Origin of the sequence: Streptomyces sp. NPDC000404 (genome assembly GCF_040300365.1) — a bacterium.
Lineage (GTDB): Bacteria > Actinomycetota > Actinomycetes > Streptomycetales > Streptomycetaceae > Streptomyces > Streptomyces ramulosus.
In genome coordinates this window covers 193484-215780 of the sequence record NZ_JBEPDN010000003.1, presented here as the reverse complement: position 1 = coordinate 215780, position 22297 = coordinate 193484, and the positions used below count along the sequence as shown (strand labels likewise).

Genomic DNA, 22297 nt, shown 5'->3' with positions numbered 1-22297 from the left:
GCCTCATCACCCGTGCCTTCGTACGGCCACATCCGGCCATCGACGCATGGTTCACGCCACTGTGTTCATGGCGGGCCTACTGCTCGGCGAGCGCCCGCAAGCGGCTCAGCGCCCGGTGCTGCGCGACCCGCACCGCACCCGGCGACATCCCGAGCATCTGCCCGGTCTCCTCCGCCGTCAGCCCGACGGCGACCCGCAGCAACACCAGCTCCCGCTGGTTCTCCGGCAGGTTGGCCAGCAGCTTCTTCGCCCACGCGGCATCGCTGTTCAGCAGCGCCCGCTCCTCGGGCCCCAGCGAGTCGTCCGGCTGCTCGGGCATCTCGTCGGACGGCACCGCCGTGCTGCCGGGCCCGCGCATCGCGGCGCGCTGGAGATCGGCGACCTTGTGCCCGGCGATGGCGAAGACGAACGCCTCGAACGGCTTCCCGGTGTCGCGGTAGCGCGGCAGCGCGCAGAGCACCGCGACGCAGACCTCCTGCGCCAGATCCTCGACGAAGTGCCGGGCGTCCCCGGGGAGCCGGGAGAGACGGGTCCGGCAGTAGCGCAGCGCCAGCGGGTGCACATGGGCCAGGAGATCGTGCGTGGCCCGCTGATCCCCCTCGACTGCGCGTGCAACGAGATCGCCGATCTCCTGCTTGCCGTCATCGCGCATCGGTCCATGGTGCCTTGGCGCGGCACCGCTCTTGGCACCGCCCTCGTCGTTGTGCACTGAACCGTTACGAGCCGCCGCGTTAGCACGCACGTCCCACGCCTCCCCCGATCGGGTTGTGCCCATGCCGACGTCGAGTCCTCGCCGGTAGCGTGTATCCGTGCCGTGAGGCATCGGGTAAGGCTTGTCCGTCATGAGGTCTCTTCTTGGCCGAGTGAGAAGCCCCGGCCTCCGCCGGGGAGGAGTCACACGTCAAGGATGCGGCATCCCGTGACGTTTCGACGCCTAAGGGTTGCCCACACCGCCCACGGACCACCCCGGGGCGCACCACGGACCGCCGCCCGGCCCCCGGAGCCCGACGCGGCCCGCCGTCCGGAGGGCGGCGCTCCCCCGCGCGATCCGCGCCGCTCCGCCCGTCGCACCACGCGGCAAGGGGCCACAACGCTCGCCCCTCCTGCCGGAGGGAGCCGCCGTGACCCCGTTGACCCGCAGGTCAGCGCACCAGACCCCAGCGGAAGCCCAGGGCGACCGCATGGGCGCGGTCCGAGGCGCCGAGCTTCTTGAACAGCCGCCGGGCGTGGGTCTTGACCGTGTCCTCGGAGAGGAACAGCTCCCGGCCGATCTCGGCGTTGGAACGGCCGTGGCTCATCCCCTCCAGCACCTGGATCTCGCGGGCGGTGAGCGTCGGGGCGGCACCCATCTCGGCGGACCGCAGCCGGCGCGGGGCGAGCCGCCACGTCGGGTCGGCGAGCGCCTGGGTGACCGTGGCCCGCAGCTCGGCGCGCGAGGCGTCCTTGTGCAGATAGCCGCGGGCGCCGGCGGCGACCGCGAGGGCCACGCCGTCCAGATCCTCGGCCACCGTCAGCATGATGATCCGGGCGCCCGGATCGGCGGACAGCAGCCGGCGCACCGTCTCCACACCGCCCAGACCGGGCATCCGCACATCCATCAAAATCAGATCCGAGCGATCGGCACCCCAGCGGCGGAGGACTTCCTCGCCGTTGGCTGCCGTCGTCACACGCTCGACGCCGGGAACGGTCGCAACCGCGCGGCGGAGCGCCTCTCGGGCAAGCGGGGAGTCGTCGCAGACGAGGACGGAAGTCATGACTGTCCCCCGCGGCTCTCACAGCTGCTGCGCGTCACCTTGAGCCTCCAGGCTGGTACGTATCGTCACCTGTGCGCTTGACGGGCTCGGACACCTGCCCGATCACTAACTCCGCCAACCGCTTTCGCACACTCAACGACGGTCACTCGAAAGAGTTACGGGTTCGAGCATCGAATTCGGCACGCTGCGTAAGGGCCCGGATACGCAGGCGAACGGGTCCGCCGCGGGCGGCCACTCGCCCCCGAATGAACCTTATGCCCTATTTGGCTCTCTTCCTTCCATTTTCCGGCGATCTGACGCTAGATTCGCAATGAGTCATATTTACATCTACTTACACAGTAGATGTACCGTCGTCACCACCGAGCCCGATACAGCAATCGCTTCGAGGGGACACGCAATGGCAGATTTCTCCCGCCTCCCGGGCCCGAACGCAGACCTCTGGGACTGGCAGCTGCTGGCAGCCTGCCGCGGTGTGGACAGTTCGCTGTTCTTCCACCCCGAAGGGGAACGCGGCGCCGCCCGCAGCGCGCGTGAGACATCGGCGAAGGAGGTCTGCATGCGCTGCCCCGTACGGGCCGAATGCGCGGCGCATGCGCTGGCCGTCCGCGAGCCCTACGGGGTCTGGGGCGGCCTGACCGAGGACGAACGCGAGGAGCTGATGGGCCGGGCCCGGCACCGGATGGTCCCCGCGACCACGCTGGTCGGCCCCGCGGGCGCGCAGAGCGGCTGACACCGGACAGCCGGTCCGCTCAGCAGAAACGTTCCTCCATGGGCGTGGCCGCACCTCGGCAGGGGTGTGGTCATACCTCGCGACGCCCTGCACCGGCGGCGGACCGGACGCACCGGCCGCCCGCCGCAGGCCGGAGCCCGGCGTGCGCGCAGCGCGCCATCGGGTCAGCGTGCCGCGGCGCTCTCCAGCTGATCGAGCATCGCGCCGACGGCCGGGACCCGGGCGAGGTCCGGCAGGGTCAGGGCGACGATCTCGCGGTGCACCGCGGGCTCCAGCCGTACCGTCCGTGCGCCCTTGGGCCGTACCGACGCGAGGGTCAGCTCGGGGAGGGCGGCGACGCCCAGACCCGCACCGACCAGGCCGATCACGGCCGGGTAGTCGTCGGTGGCGAAGTCGATGCGCGGGGTGAACCCGGCGCGCTCGCACACCTCGACCAGATGCGTACGGCAGCGGGGACACCCGGCGATCCACGGTTCTCCGGCGAGGTCGCCGAAGGCGGCGGAGCCGGCGGTGGCCAGGCGGTGGCCCTCCGGGACCAGGCCCACCAGGCGGTCGGCGAGGACCGGGCGGACGACCAGGTCGTCCCAGTCGGAGCAGGCTTCCGGGGCGGCGGCGCGCACTTCCGGGTAGCGGAAGGCCAGCGCGATCTCGCAGTCGCCGTTGCGCAGCATCTCGATCGAGCGGGGCGGCTCGGCCTCGTCCAGGGAGACGCGGGTGCGCGGATGGGCGGCGCGCATGGCGGCCAGCGCGGCGGGCACCAGCGTCGAGCTGCCGGAGGGGAAGGACACCAGGCGTACGCGACCGGCGCGCAGCCCCGCGATGGCGGCGACCTCCTCCTCCGCGGCGGTGAGCCCGGCAAGGATGCCGACGGCGTGCCGGACCAGCGCCTCACCCGCCTGGGTGAGCCGCATCTCGCGGCCGGTGCGGATCAGCAGCGGGGTGCCCGCCGACTGCTCCAGCGCCTTCATCTGCTGACTGACGGCCGGCTGGGTGCAGCCCAGTTCCCGGGCGGCGGCGGAGAACGAGCCGGTACGGGCGACCTCGCGCAGCACGCGGAGATGGCGAGCCTCGATCATGCCTCCAGCATAAGTCAGGCTTGGGGGTATGAGGGAAATGAGGCTTTCGACTTTGATCATATTGGTGTTCACCTGTGTCCGGTTTCTGCTCGGGGTGCCGTACGGGACGACGGGCGGGTGGGTGCGCCGCGCGTCGGCCGGGTGAGGCCGGACGGGTGCGTTCATGTCATCCGGGCCGGATAGCGTGCCCGCATGACGACTGCATTGATCACGGGAGCGACCTCGGGCATCGGGGCGGCGTTCGCCCGGCGCCTCGCGCACGACGGCCACAACCTCGTCCTGGTGGCGCGCGACGAGAAGCGGCTGCACCGGCAGGCGACCGAACTGCACGACCTGCACGGCATCGAGGCGAGCGTGCTGAGCGCCGACCTGGCCACGGAGGAGGGCATCGCCGCGGTCGAGGAGCGGCTCGGCGACCGGAAGCACCCGGTGGACCTGCTGGTCAACAACGCGGGCTTCGGCAACAAGGGCGAGTACCTGGACGTGCCGATGGCCGATGAGCTGGCGATGCTGAAGGTGCACTGCGAGGCGGTGCTGCGGCTGACCACGGCGGCGGTGCGCGGGATGCGGGAGCGGCGGCGCGGCGGGGTCGTCAACGTCGCCTCCGTCGCGGCGTTCGTGCCGCGCGGCACCTACGGGGCGAGCAAGGCGTGGGTCGTGCAGTTCACGCAGGGCGCGGCGCGGGACCTGTCGGGCAGCGGGGTGCGGCTGATGGCGCTGTGCCCCGGTTTCGTGCGGACGGAGTTCCACCAGCGGGCCGGGATGGGCACGGACAACATCCCCAGCTGGCTGTGGCTGGACGCGGACAAGCTGGTCGACGCGGCGATGAAGGACCTGGCCCGCGGCCGCTCCCTCTCCATCCCCGACCCGCGCTACAAGGCCCTGATGGGCGCCGCGAAGCTGGCTCCGCGCGGGATGCTGGGGGGCTTGACGTCGCGTACGGGGCGGAAGTTCGGGCCGAAGTAACGGGCGACCGGAGCCGCCGGGTCCCGTACGGGCCGCCCGTACGGGACCTGTGAGGGCGAGGCCCGTACCCGTAGGGGCCGGGGCCGGGGCGCGGTGGCTTGCGCTCCGGCTCGGCGGGGCGGGCGCCCCGGTCCGGCCCGGCGGGTGCGTTGGCGGGCGCCCCGGTTCGGCCGGGCGGGCGCGGCGAGATGCGCCCTGGTCGGGGCCGCGCTCAAGGCATCTGCCCCGTCATGGCGTGACGAAGGCCGGTGGTCGGGAAAGTCTCAGGCGGAGAACCCGCCCCGCTTGACGGTGGAGACGAACGACGACCAGCCGTCGGCCGGGAAGACCAACGCGGGACCCTGCGGAGCCTTGGAGTCTCGGACCGGGACCAGCCCGGACACCGCGAAGGTACGAGAGATCTCGACGCACTGGCCTCCGTTGGAGCCGCTGTAGCTGGACTTGAACCAGGTCGCCCCGCTCAGATCCCCGGCTTTCCTCGCTGCCTCACCGTTCACGTGGCTCTCCCCTCGCGTACTGCTTGCCCGATACCGGCCGGGCGCATAAAGGCATCGGCCCCCGCCACGGTAGGACGAGGGCCGGTGATCGGGATCAACTCAGGCCGACAACTCACCGCGCCTGACGATGGAGACGAACGACAGTCAGCCGCCAGCAGGAAGGGCCAGAGCAGGGCCCTGCAGAGCCCCGGGGTCCCGGAGTCCCGGACGGCGACCGCCGCGTACGCGGTGCCGGTCAGGTCGGCGCCCTCCACGCACTACGACTCACCGCCTCCGCTGCAATGGGACTAAGCCCGGCCGCCGCTACGCCTCGATGTCGTATTCGAGGACGTACGCGGACGAGTCCAGGATCATCTCGTTGACCTCGACGGGACGGCCGCCGTCCGCGAAGGCGGTGCGGACGATGACGATCACGGGCGTACCGGCGCCGAGGCGCAGCCGGTCCGCCTCGTCCCGGGAGGGCATCCGGCTGCGGCTCTCCTCTCGGAAGCGCACCGGCTTGTACCCCAGTTCGGCCAGGCGGGCATAGATGCCGCCGGGGCCTGTGTCCTGCTGGACGATCGCCGAGCCAGCCACCAGAGCGGCGGGCAGATAGCTCGTGGCCAGCAGTACCGGCTTGCCATCGAGGCTGAACCGGCGGCTGCGCACGCACACCGCCTCGCGCGGAGCGATCCTGAGCACGTCGGCGACGGCCATGGGCGCGGGCTCCTCGCTGACGACAACCTGGTCGACGACCAGCTCCCGCTCCCCGGCGTCGGCCGACCTGATGGAGCGCCCCTCTCCCCACTGCTCCCGTGCGAGTCGCTGAACACCACGTCGCCGCAACGGCCGGAAGTCGCGGACGAAGACACCCACCCCCTTGCGTGCTTCCGCGACTCCTTCGTTCTGCAGGACGCCCAGTGCCTGACGTGCAGTCATTCGGGCGACTTGATGCGTGGCCATGAGGTCGTTCTCGCCCGGAAGCCGATCACCGGGACCGTACTCGCCGGCTTTGACCGCCTCCTTCAGCTCCTCAGCTATGCGCTGGTACTTCGGCTGACGGCCGTTGCCCTTGGCGGTCATACGCCCCTCCCTGATCTCCGGCCACCCTAGACCGCCTGTTCGCCCACACAGCAGGTACTCACCCTCACGGATGACATCCCTAGAGAAGCATTGTCATCTCTAGAGATCGATCGCTTCACTTGGACGCAGATGGCACCCGGCATCGGACCGACGCACCGAATCAAAACGTTCACCACTACCCAAAAAGCCCCATCGGGCGCTGTCCCGAGCCAAGGGCCTTCCACTGCACGGAGGTTGACGACATGCTTCGCATCATCCGAACGATCTTCGAATCGCTGCTGATCCGGCTGCTGCCCGCCCAGGGCTGCCACCGGGCCGCAGGCCCACGCCCCGTTGAACGCCAGGCCGGGGCGCCGACCGCGCGTCCGGCGTTTGTGTCCGTCCCCGCACCGCAAGGCGAGGACGTCCCCCTCGTACGTCCCTATGTCCTCACGCCCTCGGAACGACGGCCGGAGCACCGCGTACGGCGGCGCCAGCTCTGGTCGGCCGCGTGTGGTGCCGTCGGGGCCGACCTGCTCAGCGGGATGGCGGTGACGGCGCGATGAATGCCATGGATCACGCGCGGCTGCTGCCGTGGGCCAGCCCCGACGGGAAGCCGTGCTACCTGATCGGCGGCACCGGGACCGGGTACGTCTCGCGGCTGGCCGACCGGATGGAGGCGGAGCAGATGGAGTCGGCGGCCGTTCTCATCGGGGAGGCCCGGCGCGTTCTCGCCGCCTGTGCGTGGACGCCCGGCGAGATCCACCTGCTGGCCTACGACTTGAACGCCGCCCTGACCGAAGTGCACCGGGTGTCGGAGAGCCGGGGCGCCCGGTTGCAGCAGAGGACAGAGGGCGAGGACGACGGCGGCGGGGACGGCGCTCCGTCCGCGGCCTGACGCCGGGCACGGGCGGCGCTCCGTCCGCCGCCTGACACCGGGCACGGCCGGACACGGCCCCGGACAGGCCCCCGCACACGCCACGAGGCCCGGCCCCCCATCGGGGACCGGGCCTCGTACAGCGCGCTACCGGCGCGGCCTGCTGAAAGGCCGGGTCAGTGGGCGTGGCCGTGGCCGTGGCCGGCCTCGGCGGGCTCCTCCTCGGCGGGCTTCTCGACGACCAGGGTCTCGGTCGTGAGGAGCAGCGAGGCGATGGAGGCGGCGTTCTCCAGGGCGGAGCGGGTGACCTTCACCGGGTCGATGACGCCGGCCTTGACCAGGTCGCCGTACTCGCCGGTGGCGGCGTTGAAGCCCTGGCCCTTGTCCTGCTCGGCGACCTTCGAGGTGATGACGTAGCCCTCGAGGCCGGCGTTCTCCGCGATCCAGCGCAGCGGCTCGACGGCGGCGCGGCGGACGACGGCGACACCGGTGGCCTCGTCGCCCTCCTTGCCCAGGCCGCCCTCCAGCACCTTGGCGGCGTGGACGAGCGCGGAGCCACCACCGGAGACGATGCCCTCCTCGACCGCGGCGCGGGTCGCGGAGATGGCGTCCTCCAGGCGGTGCTTCTTCTCCTTGAGCTCGACCTCGGTGGCCGCGCCCACGCGGATGACGCAGACGCCGCCGGCGAGCTTGGCGAGGCGCTCCTGGAGCTTCTCGCGGTCCCAGTCCGAGTCGGTGGTCTCGATCTCGGCCTTGATCTGGTTGACGCGGCCGACGACGTCCTCGGAGTTGCCGCCACCGTCGACGATGGTGGTGTCGTCCTTGGTGACGGTCACGCGGCGGGCGGTGCCCAGCACGTCCAGACCGGCCTGGTCGAGCTTGAGGCCGACCTCCTCGGCGATGACGGTGGCACCGGTGAGGGTGGCCATGTCGCCGAGCATCGCCTTGCGGCGGTCGCCGAAGCCGGGCGCCTTGACGGCGACGGCGTTGAAGGTGCCGCGGATCTTGTTCACGACCAGGGTCGACAGGGCCTCGCCCTCGACGTCCTCGGCGATGATCAGCAGCGGCTTGGAGCCACCCGCCTGGATGACCTTCTCCAGCAGCGGGAGCAGGTCCTGGATCGAGGCGATCTTGCCCTGGTGGATGAGGATGTACGGGTCCTCCAGGACCGCTTCCATCCGCTCCTGGTCGGTGACCATGTAGGGCGAGAGGTAGCCCTTGTCGAAGGCCATGCCCTCGGTGAAGTCCAGCTCCAGGCCGAAGGTGTTGGACTCCTCGACGGTGATGACACCGTCCTTGCCGACCTTGTCCATCGCCTCGGCGATCAGCTCGCCGACCTGCTTGTCCTGGGCGGACAGGGCCGCGACGGCGGCGATGTCGGTCTTGTCCTCGATCGGACGCGCGGTCGCGAGCAGGTCGTCGGAGACGGCCTTGACGGCGGCGTCGATGCCCTTCTTCAGGGCGGCGGGGGAGGCGCCGGCGGCGACGTTGCGCAGACCCTCGCGGACCAGCGCCTGGGCCAGCACGGTGGCGGTGGTGGTGCCGTCACCAGCGATGTCGTTGGTCTTGGTCGCCACCTCCTTCACCAGCTGGGCGCCGAGGTTCTCGTAGGGGTCGTCGACCTCGACCTCACGCGCGATGGTGACACCGTCGTTGGTGATGGTCGGCGCGCCGAACTTCTTGTCGATGACGACGTTGCGGCCCTTGGGGCCGATCGTCACCTTGACCGTGTCGGCGAGCTTGTTGACGCCGCGCTCCAGGGCGCGACGGGCGTCCTCGTCGAACTTCAGGATCTTCGCCATGAGTTACGTGTCCTTAACGTCGTGCTCTCAACGAACTGCGCCCCTGCCCCGGTGCTTGGACGCGGGAACCAGGGGCGCAGATCACAGCAGAATGCTGGGTGACTTACTTCTCGACGATCGCGAGAACGTCGCGAGCCGAGAGGACGAGGTACTCCTCGCCGTTGTACTTCACCTCGGTGCCGCCGTACTTGCTGTAGAGCACGACGTCGCCGACGGAAACGTCGAGCGGAAGACGGTTGCCCTCCTCGAAGCGACCCGGACCGACGGCCAGGACGACGCCCTCCTGGGGCTTCTCCTTGGCAGTGTCCGGGATGACCAGGCCAGAGGCCGTGGTCTGCTCGGCGTCGAGCGGCTGGACCACAATGCGGTCCTCAAGCGGCTTGATGGCAACCTTGGTGCTGGCGGTCGTCACGATCCGACCTCCCCCTTCGGAGATCTCACGGGGTTAACTGTCTGAGGTGGCGAGCAGTTGGATCCGTCGTCGCGGGTGCCGGACCAGCCCATCGCCGTGCTTAGCACTCCCCTTCGGAGAGTGCCAACGCCGACACTATGACGCGGTTAGCACTCGGTCAAGTGGAGTGCCAGTCGAGCCGTGAACGGGTCGCCGGACACGGGCGGCCCGCGGGTGGAGACTCCGGCGGAGCCATACCCTGCACCGTCCCGGCCGGATACCGTGCCGAACCGGACACATCAGGGGCCGTCGTCGCAACCCGGCGCCCCGGGCCTCGGTCTTCCCTCAAGGTTGCCGGGCCGGCCACCGGGGCGGGCAGCTTGCGGACGACGGAGGAGACAGGTGCGAGGAGCGAGGAGTGCGGCGCGTGCCGCGCGGGAGGAGAGCGACGTCGAGCGGACGATGACGTTCGCCGCGCTCGCCCAGGCGCCGGACCGACGCCGGACCGAGGCCTGGATGCTCGCCCTCGCCGTCCTGATCACCGTCGGCGGCTACGCCTACACCGGGCTGTCGATGGAGGGGCGGCTGCCCGACGGGATGCCGTGGTTCACCGCCGCGATGGCACTGATCGCGCTCGTGCCGCATCTGGTCGTGCGCCGCGTCGCCGAGCGCGCCGACCCGCTGATCCTCCCGCTGGCCACCCTGCTCACCGGCATCGGCCTCGTCCTGCTCAACCGCCTCGACATCACCTACGAACGGCTGCCGCGGCTGCAGACCGCGCAGGCGGCCACCGGGCAGCTGGTGTGGACGGGGCTGGGGGTGACGGTCTGCGTGGGGATCCTGCTGCTGCTCCGCGACCACCGGGTGCTGCAGCGCTACGTGTATCTGACGATGGCGGTCGGGCTGGTGCTGCTGATGGCGCCGGCGTTCTTCGGCGCGGACCAGTTCGGCGCCAAGCGGTGGATTCTGCTCGGGCCGCTGTCGTTGCAGCCCGGCGAGTTCGTGAAGCTGATGATCGTGGTGTTCTTCGCCGGGTATCTGACGGTGAACCGCAATGCGCTGGCGCTGGCCGGGCGGCGGGTGATGGGCGTGCAGCTGCCGCCCGGACGCCAGCTCGGGCCGATCTTCACGATCTGGATCATCAGCCTGCTGGTGCTGGTCTTCGAACGCGATCTGGGGACGTCGCTGATCTTCTTCGGCGTCTTCGTGATCATGCTGTACATGGCCACCGAGCGGACCGGCTGGGTGGTGTGCGGCCTGCTGATGGCGGCGGTCGGCGCGGCGGTCGTGGGGTCGGCGGAGCCGCACGTCAAGGGCCGGGTGATGGCCTGGCTGCACCCGATGGACATCTTCCTGCCGCTGGAGAAGCGGCCGCCGGGGCTGATCTCGGCGCAGTCGGCGGAGTCGCTGTTCAGCTTCGGCAGCGGCGGCGTCGGCGGCACCGGTCTCGGCCAGGGCCACCCCGAACTGGTCGGGTTCGCGGGCAACAGCGACTTCATCCTCACCACCGTCGGCGAGGAGCTGGGCATGGCCGGGGTGATGGCCGTTCTGCTGCTCTACACGCTGCTCGCCCAGCGCGGATTCCGGGTCGGGGTGAGCGCCCGCGACCCGTTCGGCAAGCTGCTCGCCGTGGGGCTGTCGGGCGCGCTGGTGCTCCAGGTCTTCGTGGTCGCCGGCGGTGTGACGGGGCTGATCCCGCTGACCGGCAAGGCGCTGCCGTTCCTTGCCAAGGGCGGATCGTCGCTGGTGGCGAACTGGATGATGGTCGCCGTGCTGCTGCGGATCAGCGATGCGGCGCAGCGCCGCCGGGAGCCGGTGGGCGCCTTCGCGCGGCGCACCCGGCGGCGCGCGGCGCGGCGCGCACTGCCCGCGCCGCGCGCCGGTTCACCGAGGAGCTGACGGCCGGCGCCGGCGCGCCCCGGCCACGCCGCTGACGGATGCCCGTACGCAGCGGGCGGGCGGCGGCTCAGACGTAGTCCTCCAGACGGGCGACGGCGAAGCCCTGCTCGGTGGCGGTGCGCAGGACGTTGCGGAGCAGGTCGGGCATGGTCGCCCGCCAGTCGTCGCGGCCGCGGAAGTGGCTGAGGATGATGTCGCCGGGGTGCAGCTTCCCGTCGCCGCGGCTGTAGTCGACGCGGTCGGGGAAGAACTCCTCGGCCCACAGCGGGACGACGGAGATGCCGCAGGACGCGGCGATCTTCAGGGTCTCGTGGGTGTAGTCGCCGTAGGGCGGCCGGAAGAGCCGCGGGGTGCGGCCCATCTCGCGGGTGAGGTTCTCCTGTTGCCCGCAGATCTCCTTGCGCTGCTCGGCGTCGCTCAGGCCCGGCAGGTAGGGGTGGTGGAGCGTGTGGTTGTGCACGCCGTTGCCCTGCTGCTGGACGGTGCGGAAGAAGCCGTAGCCCTTGCCCGCCTTGGCGAGGTAGTCGCTGAGGAAGGCGCTGTAGGGGACGTTCAGCTCCTTGGCCATCCGGAGGAACTCGGGGTCCTTGTCGTAGCCGTCGTCCAGCGTCAGGAAGACGATCTTCCGGTCGGTCGGGACGCGGGAGAGGGCGACGGGGAGGTCCGGTCCGTCGCCGCGGGCGAAGACCGGCTCGGTGGCGATGCGGGGTTTGGCGGCGGGCGGCTCGGGGGGCTCCAGCGGTGCCTCGTCGAGGCCCCAGCGGGCGGCCACGGCGTCGCGGCGGGCCTGGGCCCGCTCGATCAGCTTGGCCTGGGTGAGCAGGGCTCGGGCGGCGGGGGCCACGGCGGGGCGGCCGTGGGCGGGGGCGTTGTCCTGGGGCGAGGGCGTCGCGGCGGCGGAGCAGCCGACGGCGAGCAGGCTCAGGGCGCCGAAGGCGGCCAGGGTGCGTGTCCGGCGCGCCGTCGGGCGGCCCGGTCCGGGACACCCGGAGTGCGAGAAAAGTCTGATTAGCTGCATAACGCCGGATAGTGGCAGCGCCTTCCGACGTGCCGCCGCCCGCCACGCGGCAGCGTCAACCGACCGGCCCACGCAGCCCGGCGCGCCGTCCGCCCAACGGTCCCGTCCGCCCTACGCCGAGCGGGTCAGGGCAGGTCAGGGGCTTGTCGCCGGGGCAGTGCGGGCGGCGGGTGAGCGACGTTCGGTCGGCCGCGCGTACGGCCCGGAGCCCGGAGCCCGCGGCGCGGCTCCCCGTGCCGGCTCCCCGTAGGGCCCGTACCTCGCTCCCGGCGGCCGCGAGGAATGATGGGACCGTGACCCATCCCGACTCCTTCGCCGCGCTGCTCTCCCCCGAGGGGCAGGCGCTGCTGGACGCCCTGCACGACCACGACCCGGCCGATGAACTGGCCACCGCGACCCGGCTGCGCCGTGACCATCCGGCGGAGCTGGTCTCCGCCGCGCTGGGGCAGGCGCGGCTGCGCCAGCGCGCCGCGGCGAAGTTCGGGGCGGACGCCCGGCGGATGTACTTCACGCCGAACGGCGTCGAGCAGTCCACCCGTACCGCCGTCGCGGAGCACCGCGCCGCCCGCCTCGCCGCGCTGGGCGTGCGGTCCGTCGCCGATCTGTGCGCGGGCATCGGCGGCGACGCGCTGGCGCTGGCCCGCGCCGGGATCCGGGTGCTCGCCGTCGACCGGGACCCGCTGGCCTGCGCCGCGGCGCGCGCCAACGCCGAGGCGCTCGGGCTCGCCGGGCTGATCGAGGTGCGCTGCGCCGACGTCACCGAGACGGACACCGCCGGCTACGACGCGGTCTTCGTCGACCCGGCGCGGCGCACCAAGGCGCGCGGCGGCCGGATCTTCGACCCCGAGGCGTACTCCCCGCCGCTGTCCTGGGCGATCGGCGCGGCCCGCGACGCCCGGTACGCGGCGCTGAAGATCGCGCCGGGCGTGCCGCACGAGGCGCTGCCCGCGGACGCCGAGACCGAGTGGATCTCCGACGGCGGCGACGTGAAGGAGGCGGTGCTGTGGTTCGGGCCCGCCGGTGACGCCGCGCCCGGGGCCGTCCGGCCGGGCGGCCGCCGGGCGACGCTGCTGCCCGCCGGGGACTCGTTGCTCGGCGCGGACCTGCCCGATCCGGAGCCGGGACCGGTCGGCGGCTGGCTCTACGAGCCGGACGGCGCGGTGATCCGCGCGCACCTCGTCGCGGACGTCGCCCGGCAGGTCGGCGGGCGGCTCATCGACCCGACGATCGCCTACGTCACCGCGGACGCCCTGACCCCGACGCCGTACGCCACCGCCTACGCGATCACCGACGTACTGCCCTTCAACGTCAAGAAGCTGCGGGCGCTGCTGCGGGAGCGGGAGGTGGGCGTCGCCGTGATCAAGAAGCGCGGGTCGGCGGTGGAGCCGGAGGAGCTGCGCAAGAAGCTGAAGCTCAGCGGCGCGAACAGCTGCACGGTCTTCCTCACCCGGGTCGCCGGGGCGCCCGCGATGCTGCTCGGGCACCCGGCGTCCGCGCAGGTCACGCCCGGTCGGTGAGGTCCTCGGCGTAGATCTGGGCGAGCGGCTGCGGGCCGACGTACTGCTGGCAGGCGCAGGGGCCGGCCTCGTAGCGCACCGGCCGGTGGTCGGCGTCCCAGGCGACCGGCCGCTCCACCGGCTCGTGGCACTTCCCGCTCTTGTCGTGCTTGGCGAGATGGTGGGTGCAGCCGCACACCGGCTTGGGCGGCTCCTGGGCCGCGGCCAGCTCGGCGCGCTGGGCGCGGTCGGTCTCCAGGCGCTCCATGCGGCGTTCGTGGCGGGTGCGCAGCGCGCCGCGCGCGGTGTCGGCCACCTTCGCGAACCCGCCCGCCATGAAGAAGATGAAGACCCACCAGAACCAGTCCATGCCCGCCTCCCCGCGCGCCGCCGGCCGTTCCGCCGTTGCCAGGGTAGCGAGCGGGCCGGGCGGGCCGGTCAGCCGTAGAGGTTCTCCTTGCTCAGCTCGTGGACGTGGTCGTGGTCGTGCGCGTGGGCGTGTGCGCCGGGGACGTGGGGTTCGGTCACCGGGAGGGAGGAGTCGGCGGGCAGGTCCCAGTCGGAGGCGGCGCGGCCGCGGGCCACCATCTCCGCGCCGAGCGCCGCGACCATCGCGCCGTTGTCGGTGCACAGCTTGGGGCGCGGCACCCGCAAGGTGATCCCGGCGTCCTCGCAGCGGCGGGCGGCCATCGCCCGCAGCCGGGAGTTGGCCGCGACGCCGCCGCCGATCATCAGGTGGTCGACGCCGTTGTCCTTGCAGGCACGGACGGCCTTACGGGTCAGCACGTCCACCACCGCCTCCTGGAAGGACGCCGCGACGTCCGCCACCGGCACCTCCTCGCCGGCCGCCCGCTTCGCCTCGATCCAGCGGGCCACGGCGGTCTTGAGGCCGGAGAACGAGAAGTCGTACGCGGCATCGCGCGGGCCCGTCAGGCCGCGCGGGAAGCGGATCGCCTCGGGGTCGCCCTCGCGCGCGTAGCGGTCGATGACCGGGCCGCCGGGGAAGCCGAGCTGCAGCACCCGCGCGACCTTGTCGAACGCCTCGCCCGCCGCGTCGTCGATGGTCGCGCCGAGCGGCCGGACGTCGGAGGTGATGTCGGGCGCCAGCAGCAGCGAGGAGTGGCCGCCGGAGACCAGCAGCGCCATCGTCGGCTCCGGCAGCGCGCCGTGCTCCAGCTGGTCGACGCAGATGTGGGAGGCGAGGTGGTTGACGCCGTAGAGCGGCTTGCCGAGCGCGTAGGCGTACGCCTTGGCCGCCGAGACGCCGACGAGCAGGGCGCCGGCGAGGCCGGGCCCCGCGGTGACGGCGATGCCGTCGAGGTCGCTCGCCGCGACGCCGGCGTCCTTCAGGGCGCGCTGGATGGTGGGGACCATCGCCTCCAGATGGGCGCGCGAGGCGACCTCGGGGACGACGCCGCCGAAGCGGGCGTGTTCGTCGACGCTGGAGGCGACGGCGTCGGCGAGCAGGGTGTGGCCCTGGACGATGCCGACACCGGTCTCGTCGCAGGAGGTCTCGATGCCGAGGACCAGCGGTCCACCGCGAGAGTCAGCCATGGTGATCGGATTCCTTGGAACGAGGGGCGTCGGGGGCGGGGACGGACGCAGCCGCGTCCGGATCGGGGTCCGGGGCCTCGGCGTCCGGGTCGGTCGCGGTGCGGCGCATGACCAGGGCGTCGACGTTGCCGGGCTGGTAGTAGCCGCGGCGGAAGCCGAGCGGGACGAAGCCGAAGCGTTCGTACAGGCGCTGGGCGCGGAGGTTGTCGACGCGGACCTCCAGCAGCACCTCGTGGCACTCGAAGTCGGTGGCGGCGCCCAGCAGCGCGGTCAGCAGCCGGGAGCCGAGGCCGCTGCCCCAGCACTCGCGGGCGGTCGCGATGGTCTGGATGTCACCGGTGCCGTCGACGGCGGCGAGACCGCCGTAGCCGACGATCCGCCCGCCGCTCTCGGCGACGAGGTAGCGGCGGTTGGCGGCCGGGCCGCGGGCGTACGCCAGCTCGGACCAGAACATCCCGGCCGACCAGGCGTCCTCCGGGAACAGCTCCCGCTCCAGTTCGAGCACCGCGGCCAGGTCCCACCAGCGCATCTCGCGCAGGACGGGGGCGTCCGCCGTGCCCAAGGCGGTCCGGCTCACCGGGGTGTGACCACCTTGTAGTTGGCCGGGACCTGGGCGTCGGGGCGGCGCAGGTAGAGCGGCCGGGGCTCCGGCAGCTCCTCGCCGGCGGCGAGCCGCGCGGCGGCGGCGGAGGCGAGCGCGGCGCCGGACTGGTGCTCGGGGCCGTCGCGCCGGACGCCGGTGAAGACCGTGTCGTAGAGCAGCGCGCCGGCGCCGACCGCGGGGACGCCGGCGACCTGCTCGGCGATGTCGGCGGGGCGGTCGACGGCCGGTTCGGTCAGGCGGCGGCCGTCGGCGTCGTAGCGGGCCCAGTAGACCTCCTTGCGGCGGGCGTCGGTCGCCACGAGGAAGGGGGTGTCCAGGCCGGCGGCGTGGGCGAGGCCGTCCAGGGAGCACAGGCCGTGCACCGGGATGCCGAGCGCGGCGCCGAAGGAGGCGGCGGTGACCAGGCCGACCCGCAGGCCGGTGTAGGGGCCGGGGCCGATGCCGACCACCAGATCGGTGACCGCGTCGAGCTTCACGCCCGCCTCGGCCAGCACCCGGTCGACGGCGGGCAGCAGCAGCTCGCCGTGGCGGCGCGCGTCCACCTGGCGGGACTCGGCGAGGACCCGCTCACCGTCGTGGAGGGCGACGGTGACGGCGGGCGTGGCGGTGTCTAGGGCTAGGAGCAGCACGCCCTCAAGCGTACGGCGCGCCGGACGGTGCCCTTTCCGGTGCTACGGTCGGCGTCCAGTACGTCTATCGGACCGCGAGAACGGCTCGCCCCCGCGGCGGGCACAACGGAAGCGCGCACAGCGGAAGGTGGCACAGCGATGCCGGCCAGGAGCAGCACGATCGTCACCGCGCTCACCGCGGCGGCCCTGGTCGCGGTCGGTTTCCTGGGCTACCAGGCGTCCGCGTCCGCCCCGGCCGATCTGCATCCGCCCCACAAGGGCGGCGGCGACAGCGCCGGCAAGCACCCCGCGCAGCCCGGCGCCGGCAAGAAGGAGCACCGCCCGGCGGCGCCGAAGGTCCCCGACGCGTCCGGCACCGGCAAGCGGATCGTCTACGCGCTGGGCGCCAAGCGGGTCTGGCTGGTCGGCGAGAACGACACCGCCGTGCGCACCTTCGCCGTCGCACCGAGCACGGTCTCCCCGCCGATGGGCACCTACGCGGTGACCTCGCGGTCGGTGAGCGTGACGGGGTCGGACGGCATCGCCATCGAGCACGTGGTGCGGTTCGCGAGCGTGAACGGCGTCGTCATCGGCTTCAGCGCGGCGGTCGACGGCTCGTCCCCCAACCCCGACGCCTCACAGCGGACCGGCGGCATCCGCGAGTCGCGCGCCGACGGCGCCGCGATGTGGAACTTCGCGATCAACGGCACCAAGGTGGTCGTGGTCGCCTGACGGTTCCGGCCGCCGGAACGGCGGCCGCCCGCAGGTCTTGCCGAGGCGGGCGCAGCGTTTTCCGGGGCCCGTGGATCTTGCCGGGTGTCCGTACGTCCCCGGCTGCCCGCGTCCCTCCGGTCCCCGTACGTCTCCGCGTATCTCCCCCTCCGCACCCGCACGCGACGGCCGGGCCGCGTCCCGCGCCCGGCCGGGTGCCCTTCGCCCGTACGGGCTATGCCGCGTCCCGCTCCGTGGTGGACGGCGCCGGGAGGTCCGGCTCGGCCGGGGGCACGGCGGGGGTGGCCGGGGCCTCGGGGGGTGTGGAGACGGCGGTGGCGGCGGCGCAGGACGCGAGGAGCTGGCGCATGGTGGGCGGCGCGTCGCACTCCTCGGGGTCGTGCGGTGCGGCGGAGGGCTCGTGGGCTGTCATGGTCGCCTCCCGGGCTCCTGGGGCAAGCGGCGGTCGCGAGGGAAGTTAGGCAGACCTAACCTCTTCTCCCCTCCCATGTGACCACGGCGGGTACCACGGACGCAACACGTTACCGACGGCCTGTCGGAAAAGATCGGCGCACGTCGCCCCGGGTACCGCCCGCTCGTGGCGCCGCCGGTCAGCCCGCGGTCAGCTCCGCGACGCCCGCGTCCGCCCAGCGGGCGCCGATGCCGGTGACCGTCACCGTGCGGACGTCCGCGGCGTCGCTCTCCCACCCGGCGTCCGCCGGGGCGTCCGCGCCCACCGCGCGCTCGATCACCACGTGCAGCCGGTCCTCGGACAGCTCCTCGACCTTGCCGTCGCCCCACTCCACGACCACCACCGACTCCGGCAGCGACACGTCCAGGTCCAGGTCCTCCATCTCGTCGAGACCGCCGCCGAGGCGGTAGGCGTCGACGTGGACCAGCGCGGGGCCGCCGGTCAGCGGCGGGTGCACCCGGGCGATCACGAAGGTCGGGGAGGTGACGGCGCCGCGCACGCCCAGGCCCTCGCCCAGGCCGCGGGTGAGCGTCGTCTTGCCGGCGCCCAGCTCACCGGTGAGCAGCACCAGGTCGCCGGGGCGCAGCAGCGCGGCCAGCCGGCGTCCCAACTCCTGCATCCGCTCGGGCGTTTCGACGGTGACACGGGTCTGTGTGGCGGTGGCACTCATGCCGCAAATGGTACGGGCGCGGCGGTCAGGCCCGCGCCGAGCGGCCCCTGCCACGGCCCGCCGCGGCCCGCTCGATCAACGTCACCAGCTCCTCGGTGACCAGCTCGGGCCGCTCCAGCATCACCAGGTGCCCGGAGCCGGCCACCTTCAGCAGGCGGGCGGCGGGCAGCAGTTCGGCGATGGCCTCGCTGTGGTCGGCCGGGGTGATCAGATCGCGTTCCCCGGCGAGCACCAGCGCCGCGACCGTGTCGTACGCCACCAGCGCCGCCGCCTTGTCGTGGGTGGCGAAGGCCGGGTAGAACTCCGCGACGACGTCGATGGGGGTGGCCTCGATGAGGCGCTCGGCGAAGCGGGCGACGCCCGGGTCGACGTCCTGCGGGGTGCCGAAGGAGTACCGCTTGATGATCCCGGCGAAGAGGTCGGCGGTGGCGCGGCGGCCCCGCTCGACGACGTCGCTCTGCGCGCCCAGCACCTTCAGCAGCCCGGGGGCGAGCCGGTGGAACGCCTTGACGCCGAACGACGGCAGGCCGAACGCCACCTCGCTCAGCCGCCCGGCGGACGTCCCGATCAGCGCCACGCCCGCGACCCGCTCGGCCACGAACTCCGGGTACTGGTCGGCGAGCGCCATCACCGTCATCCCGCCCATCGAGTGCCCGACCAGCACCAGCGGCCCCTCGGGCACCGCCGCGTCCAGCACCGCCTTCAGATCGCGGCCCAGCAGATCGATGGTGACCGGCTCGCCGCCGTCGCCGACCGCGCGGGAGCGGCCCGAGCGGCCGTGGCTGCGCTGGTCCCAGTGGACGGTGCGGACCGCGCCGCGCAGCGCGGCGCGCTGGAAGTGCCAGGAGTCCTGGTTGAGGCAGTAGCCGTGGCAGAAGACGACGGTGGGCGCGGGCGAGCGGCGGCGCGGCCCGGCGAGCCGTCTGCGGACCTCCGCGGCCTGCTCGGCCGCGGCCCGCTCGGCGCGGCCGGACCCGGCGGGTGCGCCCTTGGCCGCCCGGTGCCGCGGCGCCGCGGCGCCGGCCTCGTCGATCTCGAAGTACAGCGGGGTGCCGTCCTCGGCGACGGCGGTGCCCGGGGCGCCGCGCAGCGTGCCGTAGGGGCCGACGGCGTCCAGCGCGGTGCGGGCGCGGCGGCGCATCCCGCGGCCGACCGTCATCCGCTCCATCGCCACCCCGGCGGCGGCGCCCGCGGCGACGATGCCGATGGCGGCGCCGGCCAGGCCCGCGTGGCGGCCGGCCTTGGCCCAGCTGCCCGCGGCCCCGGCCGCCGCCTCGACCGCGTCCGGGCCGTCCGTCATCCGGCGCCGCCCCCTTCGCGGCTGCCCGCCGCCGCGGGCACCGTGGGCTCCTCGGGCGCGCTGTCGCGGTGGATCCGCGCCACCCGGCCGCCGACCCGGGTGACGACCTCGTACGCGATGGTGCCGGTGGCCGCGGCCCAGTCCTCGGCGGTCGGCTCGCCGTCGTCGCCGGGGCCGAAGAGCACCGCGCGGTCGCCGGGCAGCGCGGTGTCGCCCTGCAGATCGACGACGAACTGGTCCATCGCGACCCGCCCGGCGACCGTCCGCCGCTTCCCGGCGACGAGCACCGGGCCGCTGCCGGAGGCGGCCCGCGGGATGCCGTCCGCGTAGCCGAGCGGCACCAGCGCGAGCGTGGTGTCGTCCGCCGTCGTGTAGTGGTGGCCGTACGAGATGCCGTGGCCGGCCGGGGCGCTCTTGACCGAGGCGAGCGACGCCTCCAGCGTCATCGCGGGGCGCAGCCCCAGCTCCCGGGCGGTGCCGATCTCGGGGGCAGGCGAGATGCCGTAGATCCCGATGCCCGTGCGGACCAGGTCGAAGTGGGCCTCGGGGAGGGTCAGCAGCGCCGGGGTGTTGGCGATGTGGCGGACCTCGGGCCGCAGCCCCGCGGCGTCGGCGACGGCCAGCGCCGTGCGGTAGGCGGTCAGCTGGGCGGCGATCGAGGGGTGGCCCGGCTCGTCGGCGCAGGCGAAGTGGGACCAGACGCCGGTGACGGTGAGCAGCCCGGCGCGCTCGGCGTCGCGGGCGGCGGCGGTCAGCTCCGGCCAGTCGGCGGGCTGGCAGCCGCTGCGGCCCAGGCCGGTGTCGGCCTTGAGCTGGACGCGGGCGGGGCGGCCGGCGGCGCGGGCCGCATCGGTCACCTCGCGCAGCGCCCACAGTGCGCTGACGGAGACGTCGATGTCCTGCTCGACGGCGGTGCGCCAGGGGCCGCCCGGCGTCCACAGCCAGCACATCAGCCGCCCGGTGTCACCGGCCGCACGGAGCGCGAACGCCTCCTCGGGGAGGGCGGTGCCCAGCCAGCTCGCGCCGGCCGCGCGGGCAGCGCGCCCGCAGGGCACCGCGCCGTGTCCGTAACCGTCGGCCTTGAGGACGGCCATCAGCTCTGCCCCGGGCGCACGATCGCACAGCGCTCGCACATTCGACCGCACGGCGGCGAGGTCGATGACGGCGCGGGCCCGCGTTGCTGTCTCGTTCATGCCCCTCAGTGTCTCAGGCGCCGCCCGGCGGGCCCCGGGTGTGCCCGGACCGACGGGGCGCGCGGGGCCCGGCCGGGCGGCGCGGGGCGGCCCGGGGACAGCGAGGGGTGCGGGGCCCGGCCCGCCGATGCCGCTCAGCGCGCCGCTCCGGCCGGCCGCGGCTCGCGCCGTCCGACGTCCCGCCAGGCCGCCGCGAGCCGCCCGGCGACCTGCATCGCGGTGACCGGCGCCCCGTCCGGACCGGCCGCGAAGCGGGCCGCGAGGCCGTGCAGATAGGCGCCGGCCGACGCCGCGTCACGCGGTGTGAGCCCGGCGGCGAGCAGCGATCCGGTCACGCCCGACAGCACATCGCCGCTGCCCGCGGTCGCCAGCCAGCCGGTCCCGGTGGGGTTGGTCCGTACGGGACCCGTGGCGTCCGCGACCAGCGTCGTCGAGCCCTTGAGCAGCGCCGTCGCGCCGAAGCGGGCGGCCAGCTCACGGACCGCGCGCAGCCGGCCCGCCTCCACCTCGGCGCGGTCGGTGCCGAGCAGCGCGGCGGCCTCGCCCGCGTGCGGGGTCAGCAGGGTGCCCGCGGTCCGGGCCCGTACCCGCTCGGGCGTCAGGAACCGCAGCCCGTCGGCGTCCACCAGCACCGGCACCTCGGCGGCGAGGACGTCGTCCACCGCGTCCGCCTCGTCGCCGATGCCGGGGCCGATCACCCAGGCCTGGACGCGGCCCGCGCGGTGCGGCGGCCCGGCGTGCACCAGCGTCTCCGGGAAGCGGGCGAGGACCTCACCCGCGGCCGGGCCGACGTACCGGACGGCGCCCGCGCCGCCGCGCAGCGCGCCGGCGACCGCCAGCACCGCCGCACCCGGGTAGCGCGCGGAGCCGGCGACCACGCCGACCACCCCGCGCCGGTACTTGTCGCTCTCTGCCGACGGCACCGGCAGCAGCCGGGCCACCTCCGCGTGCTGGAGCGCCTCGGCGGCGGGCTCCGCGGCCGGCGCGAGGCCGATGTCGACGTGGTGCACCACCCCGGCCCGCTCCCGCGCCGGATCGATCAGCAGCCCCGGTTTGTACGCCCCGAACGTCACCGTCACATCGGCCCGGACCGCCTCGCCCGCGACCTCGCCGGTGTCCGCGTCCACGCCGCTCGGCAGGTCGACGGCGACGACGGGGGCCGACTCGGCGGCCAGCGCGGCGAGTTGGGCGGCGCGGGGCCGCAGGCCGCCGCGGCCGCCGATGCCGACGATGCCGTCGACCACCAGATCGGCGCGGGCCACGGCGCGCTCCGCACCGTCGACGACGGTGCCGCCGGCCGCCCGCAGCGCCGCGAGTCCCCGGGCGTGCGCCCGCTCCGGGCTGAGCAGCACCGCGCCGACCGCGGCGCCCCGGCGGGCCAGCCGCGCCCCGGCGTACAGCGCGTCACCGCCGTTGTCCCCGCTGCCGACCAGCAGCACCACCCGGGAGCCGTACACCCCGCGCGCCGCGCTCAGCAGCCGGACGCAGACCGCCGCGAGCCCGGCCGCGGCCCGCTGCATCAGCGCCCCTTCGGGCAGGTGCGCCATCAACTCCCGCTCCGCCGCCCGCACGTCCGCCACGCTGTACGCAGTCCTCATGGGGTCAGTCTCACACCGGGGCGGCGCGGCGGCACGGGCG

The 22297-nt window shown here is 73.7% G+C and carries 23 protein-coding genes; 6 read left to right on the top strand and 17 right to left on the bottom strand.

Annotation, left to right across the window (positions count from 1 at the left end):
• Nucleotides 1-76 precede the first annotated feature (76 nt).
• Both ABT345_RS06905 and ABT345_RS06900 read right to left on the bottom strand, forming a co-directional pair.
• On the bottom strand, nt 77-652 hold the full coding sequence (locus ABT345_RS06905; protein ID WP_345088239.1) for a sigma-70 family RNA polymerase sigma factor: 576 nt from the start codon (nt 650-652) through the stop codon (nt 77-79).
• A 490-nt stretch (nt 653-1142) separates the two neighbouring features.
• Nucleotides 1143-1754 carry a response regulator transcription factor gene (locus ABT345_RS06900; RefSeq protein WP_003948568.1) on the bottom strand — a complete coding sequence of 204 codons (612 nt, stop codon included), beginning with the start codon at nt 1752-1754 and terminating at the stop codon, nt 1143-1145.
• Between the two features lie 397 nt (nt 1755-2151).
• Here ABT345_RS06900 and ABT345_RS06895 point away from each other — a divergent pair, with 397 nt between their 5' ends.
• On the top strand, nt 2152-2484 hold the full coding sequence (locus tag ABT345_RS06895; protein ID WP_030287465.1) for a WhiB family transcriptional regulator: 333 nt from the start codon (nt 2152-2154) through the stop codon (nt 2482-2484).
• Between the two features lie 164 nt (nt 2485-2648).
• Here ABT345_RS06895 and ABT345_RS06890 read toward each other — a convergent pair whose 3' ends face one another.
• Nucleotides 2649-3560 (bottom strand): LysR family transcriptional regulator, encoded by a 912-nt coding sequence (locus ABT345_RS06890; RefSeq protein WP_345088242.1) that lies wholly within the window; start codon nt 3558-3560, stop codon nt 2649-2651.
• Nucleotides 3561-3752: 192 nt separating this feature from the next.
• On the opposite strand from ABT345_RS06890, the gene ABT345_RS06885 reads away from it, so the two are divergent.
• Nucleotides 3753-4526 carry an SDR family NAD(P)-dependent oxidoreductase gene (locus tag ABT345_RS06885; protein WP_345088244.1) on the top strand — a complete coding sequence of 258 codons (774 nt, stop codon included), beginning with the start codon at nt 3753-3755 and terminating at the stop codon, nt 4524-4526.
• Nucleotides 4527-4789: 263 nt separating this feature from the next.
• Here the strand turns inward: ABT345_RS06885 and ABT345_RS06880 are convergent, their stop codons facing one another.
• Nucleotides 4790-5023 (bottom strand): DUF397 domain-containing protein, encoded by a 234-nt coding sequence (locus ABT345_RS06880; protein WP_345088246.1) that lies wholly within the window; start codon nt 5021-5023, stop codon nt 4790-4792.
• Between the two features lie 303 nt (nt 5024-5326).
• The gene (locus ABT345_RS06875) at nt 5327-6085 is read right to left on the bottom strand and encodes a GntR family transcriptional regulator (protein ID WP_345088249.1); all 759 of its coding nucleotides are present in this window, start codon (nt 6083-6085) and stop codon (nt 5327-5329) included.
• A gap of 541 nt (nt 6086-6626) precedes the next feature.
• Between ABT345_RS06875 and ABT345_RS06870 the strand changes: the two genes are divergently transcribed.
• The gene (locus tag ABT345_RS06870; protein WP_345088251.1) at nt 6627-6962 is read left to right on the top strand and encodes a hypothetical protein; all 336 of its coding nucleotides are present in this window, start codon (nt 6627-6629) and stop codon (nt 6960-6962) included.
• A gap of 155 nt (nt 6963-7117) precedes the next feature.
• On the opposite strand, the gene groL is transcribed toward ABT345_RS06870, so the two are convergent.
• Both groL and groES read right to left on the bottom strand, forming a co-directional pair.
• A complete protein-coding gene (gene groL, locus ABT345_RS06865; RefSeq protein WP_345088253.1) occupies nt 7118-8743 on the bottom strand; it encodes a chaperonin GroEL in 1626 nt (541 codons plus the stop codon).
• A 103-nt stretch (nt 8744-8846) separates the two neighbouring features.
• Complete coding sequence (gene groES, locus ABT345_RS06860; RefSeq protein WP_030287454.1) at nt 8847-9155, bottom strand: co-chaperone GroES; 309 nt, start codon at nt 9153-9155, stop codon at nt 8847-8849.
• Nucleotides 9156-9596: 441 nt separating this feature from the next.
• Here groES and ABT345_RS06855 point away from each other — a divergent pair, with 441 nt between their 5' ends.
• Complete coding sequence (locus ABT345_RS06855; RefSeq protein ID WP_345088621.1) at nt 9597-11033, top strand: FtsW/RodA/SpoVE family cell cycle protein; 1437 nt, start codon at nt 9597-9599, stop codon at nt 11031-11033.
• Between the two features lie 67 nt (nt 11034-11100).
• Here the strand turns inward: ABT345_RS06855 and ABT345_RS06850 are convergent, their stop codons facing one another.
• Complete coding sequence (locus ABT345_RS06850; RefSeq protein WP_345088256.1) at nt 11101-12051, bottom strand: polysaccharide deacetylase family protein; 951 nt, start codon at nt 12049-12051, stop codon at nt 11101-11103.
• A 293-nt stretch (nt 12052-12344) separates the two neighbouring features.
• On the opposite strand from ABT345_RS06850, the gene ABT345_RS06845 reads away from it, so the two are divergent.
• The gene (locus tag ABT345_RS06845) at nt 12345-13568 is read left to right on the top strand and encodes a THUMP-like domain-containing protein (RefSeq protein ID WP_345088258.1); all 1224 of its coding nucleotides are present in this window, start codon (nt 12345-12347) and stop codon (nt 13566-13568) included.
• On the opposite strand, the gene ABT345_RS06840 is transcribed toward ABT345_RS06845, so the two are convergent.
• The 4 genes from ABT345_RS06840 to tsaB form a co-directional block, all read right to left on the bottom strand.
• Nucleotides 13552-13917, bottom strand: a complete 366-nt coding sequence (locus tag ABT345_RS06840) for a hypothetical protein (protein WP_345088260.1) — start codon at nt 13915-13917, stop codon at nt 13552-13554. The two genes, ABT345_RS06845 and ABT345_RS06840, sit on opposite strands and share 17 nt — an antisense overlap.
• Nucleotides 13918-13985: 68 nt before the next feature.
• On the bottom strand, nt 13986-15101 hold the full coding sequence (gene tsaD, locus ABT345_RS06835; protein ID WP_345088262.1) for a tRNA (adenosine(37)-N6)-threonylcarbamoyltransferase complex transferase subunit TsaD: 1116 nt from the start codon (nt 15099-15101) through the stop codon (nt 13986-13988).
• Nucleotides 15094-15678 (bottom strand): ribosomal protein S18-alanine N-acetyltransferase, encoded by a 585-nt coding sequence (rimI, locus tag ABT345_RS06830; protein ID WP_386460916.1) that lies wholly within the window; start codon nt 15676-15678, stop codon nt 15094-15096. Before rimI ends, tsaD begins: the two co-directional genes overlap by 8 nt.
• On the bottom strand, nt 15675-16334 hold the full coding sequence (tsaB, locus tag ABT345_RS06825) for a tRNA (adenosine(37)-N6)-threonylcarbamoyltransferase complex dimerization subunit type 1 TsaB (RefSeq protein ID WP_345088264.1): 660 nt from the start codon (nt 16332-16334) through the stop codon (nt 15675-15677). The genes rimI and tsaB overlap by 4 nt, the downstream gene beginning before the upstream one ends.
• Nucleotides 16335-16472: 138 nt before the next feature.
• Here tsaB and ABT345_RS06820 point away from each other — a divergent pair, with 138 nt between their 5' ends.
• Complete coding sequence (locus ABT345_RS06820; protein ID WP_345088266.1) at nt 16473-17045, top strand: hypothetical protein; 573 nt, start codon at nt 16473-16475, stop codon at nt 17043-17045.
• A 214-nt stretch (nt 17046-17259) separates the two neighbouring features.
• Here ABT345_RS06820 and ABT345_RS06815 read toward each other — a convergent pair whose 3' ends face one another.
• From ABT345_RS06815 to ABT345_RS06795, 5 genes are all read right to left on the bottom strand, one after another.
• On the bottom strand, nt 17260-17457 hold the full coding sequence (locus tag ABT345_RS06815; protein WP_345088268.1) for a hypothetical protein: 198 nt from the start codon (nt 17455-17457) through the stop codon (nt 17260-17262).
• Between the two features lie 178 nt (nt 17458-17635).
• Nucleotides 17636-18166, bottom strand: coding sequence for a tRNA (adenosine(37)-N6)-threonylcarbamoyltransferase complex ATPase subunit type 1 TsaE (gene tsaE / locus ABT345_RS06810; protein WP_345088270.1), 531 nt, complete (start codon nt 18164-18166; stop codon nt 17636-17638).
• 25 nt (nt 18167-18191) lie between these two features.
• Nucleotides 18192-19466 carry an alpha/beta fold hydrolase gene (locus ABT345_RS06805; RefSeq protein ID WP_345088272.1) on the bottom strand — a complete coding sequence of 425 codons (1275 nt, stop codon included), beginning with the start codon at nt 19464-19466 and terminating at the stop codon, nt 18192-18194.
• Complete coding sequence (gene alr, locus ABT345_RS06800) at nt 19463-20659, bottom strand: alanine racemase (RefSeq protein WP_345088274.1); 1197 nt, start codon at nt 20657-20659, stop codon at nt 19463-19465. Before alr ends, ABT345_RS06805 begins: the two co-directional genes overlap by 4 nt.
• Nucleotides 20660-20793: 134 nt before the next feature.
• Nucleotides 20794-22257 (bottom strand): NAD(P)H-hydrate dehydratase, encoded by a 1464-nt coding sequence (locus tag ABT345_RS06795; RefSeq protein ID WP_345088276.1) that lies wholly within the window; start codon nt 22255-22257, stop codon nt 20794-20796.
• Between the last annotated feature and the right edge of the window lie 40 nt (nt 22258-22297).